Origin of the sequence: Nocardiopsis salina YIM 90010 (genome assembly GCF_000341025.1) — a bacterium.
GTDB lineage: Bacteria > Actinomycetota > Actinomycetes > Streptosporangiales > Streptosporangiaceae > Nocardiopsis > Nocardiopsis salina.
The window spans coordinates 1-3,585 of the sequence record NZ_ANBF01000108.1 but is presented as its reverse complement, the minus strand read 5'-3'; the positions used below and the strand labels follow the sequence as shown (position 1 = coordinate 3,585).

Annotated in this window: 4 protein-coding genes; all 4 read left to right on the top strand. The window is 72.9% G+C overall.

Annotated elements, in window-relative coordinates:
- The first annotated feature begins 354 nt into the window (after positions 1-354).
- Positions 355-594 (top strand): hypothetical protein, encoded by a 240-nt coding sequence (locus D474_RS0112000; protein ID WP_017613810.1) that lies wholly within the window; start codon positions 355-357, stop codon positions 592-594.
- 144 nt (positions 595-738) lie between these two features.
- Positions 739-1,623, top strand: coding sequence for a Rossmann-like and DUF2520 domain-containing protein (locus D474_RS0111995; RefSeq protein ID WP_026118413.1), 885 nt, complete (start codon positions 739-741; stop codon positions 1,621-1,623).
- Between the two features lie 64 nt (positions 1,624-1,687).
- On the top strand, positions 1,688-2,551 hold the full coding sequence (panC, locus tag D474_RS0111990) for a pantoate--beta-alanine ligase (protein WP_017613808.1): 864 nt from the start codon (positions 1,688-1,690) through the stop codon (positions 2,549-2,551).
- A 33-nt stretch (positions 2,552-2,584) separates the two neighbouring features.
- Positions 2,585-3,585: FAD-dependent oxidoreductase (locus D474_RS0111985; protein WP_017613807.1), on the top strand; the 1,001-nt coding region annotated here is incomplete at its 3' end.

Below are 3,585 nucleotides of genomic sequence, written 5' to 3'. Positions count from 1 at the left end.
CAGCCACGGGGTGCCGTCCCTCCCAGGGGCGGCCCCCCTCGTGCGTGTCAGGGCCCGGTCACCGCCCCGGCCCGGACCGACCGCAACCCCCGTTCGGGGCCTGCGAGAACCGTCCGCGCCCGTCACGCAGGGCAACGGAACATCGGCGGACGTATGCACCTACGTCCCGACCGGCGCCTCGCTCCGACGCTACACAACGTCATGTCCACTGGATGGATCGTTATCTCCCCAGCTCAGCCCGGTTACCCCGGGCTTTCGATCGGTAGGTTCCCGGTCGGCGCCCCCCAGAAGGTGCCCTCGGGAAACACACACGGTCCGGCGGTCCCCCCGACCGGATCGAGAAGGAGACGCGCAGTGCTCAAGAAGACGCTTGCCACCGGTGTTGTCGCCCTGGCCTCCGCCGGGGTCCTCCTCGCCGCACCGGCCGCCGCGCACGCCGGGACCTGGACACATCACCACGGCTCCGACGTGAGCGGCAACCTCGCCTACATCAACGGGGTGGAGAACGAGAACCAGGGCTGTGGCAACGGCAACGCCGTGCTCGGCCAGACACAGTCCTCGTGCTTCAACACGGGCGTGATCATCCAGGACTGACCGGGCGGCTCCGGCAGGAACACACAGGGGGCGGGTGCCGAGGTGCCCGCCCCCGCACGTGTCCCCGGGGCCGCTATCGTGTGCTCAGGCGTCACGGCCGAGGGAACGGGCCGGACACACCTGACCACCGAGGGGGCACGCACGATGGAGTCGACGCAGGGGCGTCCCGCACGGCTGCGGGTCGGGGTCATCGGCCCCGGCCGGGTCGGATCGGTCCTCGCCCAGGCGCTCGGCCGCGCGGGGCACGAGGTCGTTGCGGCCGCCGCGGTCTCCGAACGCTCCCGCGGGTATGTCGAGGAGCGGCTGCCGGGTACCCGCATCATGGACCCCGCCGAGGTCGTCGCAGCCAGCGATCTCGTCCTGCTCACCGTCCCCGACGACGCCCTCGCCGACGTGGCCGAGGGGCTCGCGGGCACCGACACCGACCTGCGGGGCACCATCCTCGTGCACGCCAGCGGCGCCCACGGGTACGGGGTGCTTGCCCCCGCGACCGTCGTCGGTGCACTGCCGCTGGCCCTGCACCCTGCGATGACCTTCACCGGGCGCGACGAGGACATCGAACGCCTCCCCGACTGCGCGTTCGGCGTCACCGCGCCCGATCAGCTCCGCCCCATCGCCGAGGCCCTCGTCGTCGAAATGGGGGCGGAACCGGTGTGGATCGCCGAGGACAAGCGAACCCTGTACCACGCGGCCCTGGCCGGCGGTGCGAACCACTTGGTCACCCTGGTCGCCGAGAGCGCCGGGCTCCTGGAGAGCGCGGGGGTGCCCGAACCCGGGCGCCTGCTCGCGCCCATGCTCAGCGCGTCCCTCGACAACGCCCTGCGCCTGGGCATCCACGGCCTCAGCGGACCGGTCCTGCGCGGTGACTCCGGCACCGTGGCCGGGCACATCGAGCAGCTCCGGGAGAACGCTCCCGAGAGCGTCGCCAGCTACGTCGAGCTCGCACGTCTCACCGCCGACCGTGCCATCACCGCGGGCATGCTCAAACCCGAGGACGCCGAACGCCTCCTCGACGTGCTGCGCCGCTGACCACACCGACCACCGCCCCGGGCCCGGACCGGCTCCGGCCCCGGGCACTACCGAGGGAGCGCCCATGACTGCATCCGCCCCGCACGGCCCCGTCGTCGTCCGTACCCCGGGGGAACTGCGCTCCGCCCTCGCCGGCGCGGGCCGCGTCGGCCTCGTCCCCACCATGGGTGCCCTGCACGGCGGGCACCGCAGTCTCGTGCGCCTGGCCCGCGAACAGGCCGACACCGTGGTCGTGAGCGTGTTCGTCAACCCGCTCCAGTTCGGCCCCGGCGAGGACTACGAGCGATACCCCCGGGACCTGGAAGCCGACGTCCGGGTACTGGCCGAGGAGCACGCCGACGTGGTCTTCGCCCCCGACACGGCGACCATGTACCCGGTCCCGCAGATGATCACGGTCGACGCCGGAACCATGGGCGCACGCCTCGAGGGCGCCTTCCGCCCCGGCCACTTCACCGGGGTTCTGACCGTCGTGGCCAAGCTCTTCCACCTCGTACGTCCCGACCTCGCCGTCTTCGGTGAGAAGGACGCCCAGCAGATCGCCCTCGTGCGGCGCATGGTCTCCGACCTCGACCTCCCGGTGGAGATCGTCGGGGCACCCCTGCAACGCGACGCCGACGGCCTGGCCTCCTCCAGCCGCAACGACTACCTGTCGCAGGCGGAACGCGCGAGCGCCCTGTCCCTCGCGCGTGCGTTGGAGGCCGGCCGCGAGGCCGCACCCGGGGGAGCCGACGCAGTACGCACGGCCGCCCGCAAGGTCCTGGACGATGCTGCCGCCGAGACCCCGCCGGTCCGACTCGACTACCTCGCTCTGGTCGACACGGCCACCTTCGAGGAGGCCTCCGCCGACCACACCGGTTCCGCGGTCCTTGCCGTGGCCGCCCGCGTGGGCACGACCAGACTCATCGACAACACCGTGGTGCCGCTCTGAGCGCACCTCCAGCCCCCTTCCCGAGAGAGACAGATGAGCGCACCGACGCCGCCCCGTTCCACCCGGCTCGACGCCCCCGCCCCCGGGTGGTCCGTCGGTGCCGACACCGTCGTGGTCGGGTCGGGCATCGCCGGACTCAGTACCGCCCTGGCCCACACACGGCACCGCCCGGGTGCCCGGGTGGTGCTCGTGACCAAGGAGCTGCTCTCCCACGGGTCCACGTTCTATGCGCAGGGCGGGATCGCCGCCGCGATGGACCCGGGCGACCGCCCCGTCGCGCACATGGTCGACACCCACCTCGCCGGCGCCGGACTGTGCGACCCGCTCGCCGTGCACGTGCTCGCCACCGAGGGCCCGGAAGCGCTGCGCCGGCTCATCGCCCTGGGAGCCGAGTTCGACCGCTCCAGCGCCGGTGGCCTGGCCCTGACCCGGGAGGGAGGCCACCGTGCCGACCGCATCGCGCACGCCGGGGGAGACGCGACCGGGGCCGAGATCCAGCGCGCGCTCGTCGAGGCGGTCCGGGCCGAGGAACGCATCGAGACGATCGAGCACGCCGTGGCTCTCGACGTCCTGCGTGACCCGGCGACGGAAGCCGTGGGCGGTGTGACCCTGCACGTCATGGGCGAGGGTGAACGCGACGGTGTGGGCGCGGTCCACGCCCCGGCGGTGGTACTGGCCAGCGGCGGCCTGGGGCAGGTCTTCGCGTCCACCACGAACCCGCCCGTGTCCACCGGGGACGGTCTCGCTCTGGCAGCCCGTGCCGGCGCACGCCTGCGCGACCTGGAGTTCGTCCAGTTCCACCCGACCGTTCTGTGGCTGGGGCCAGAAGCTCGCGGCCGCCAACCCCTGGTCTCGGAAGCGCTGCGCGGTGAGGGCGCCCACCTCGTCGACTCAGACGGCAGACGGATCATGGAAGGGGTGCACGAGCTCGCCGACCTGGCCCCGCGCGACGTCGTGGCCCGCACCATCGCCCGGGTCATGGCCGATCAGGGCACGGACCATGTGTACCTGGAGACACGCCACTTCGGCCGCCG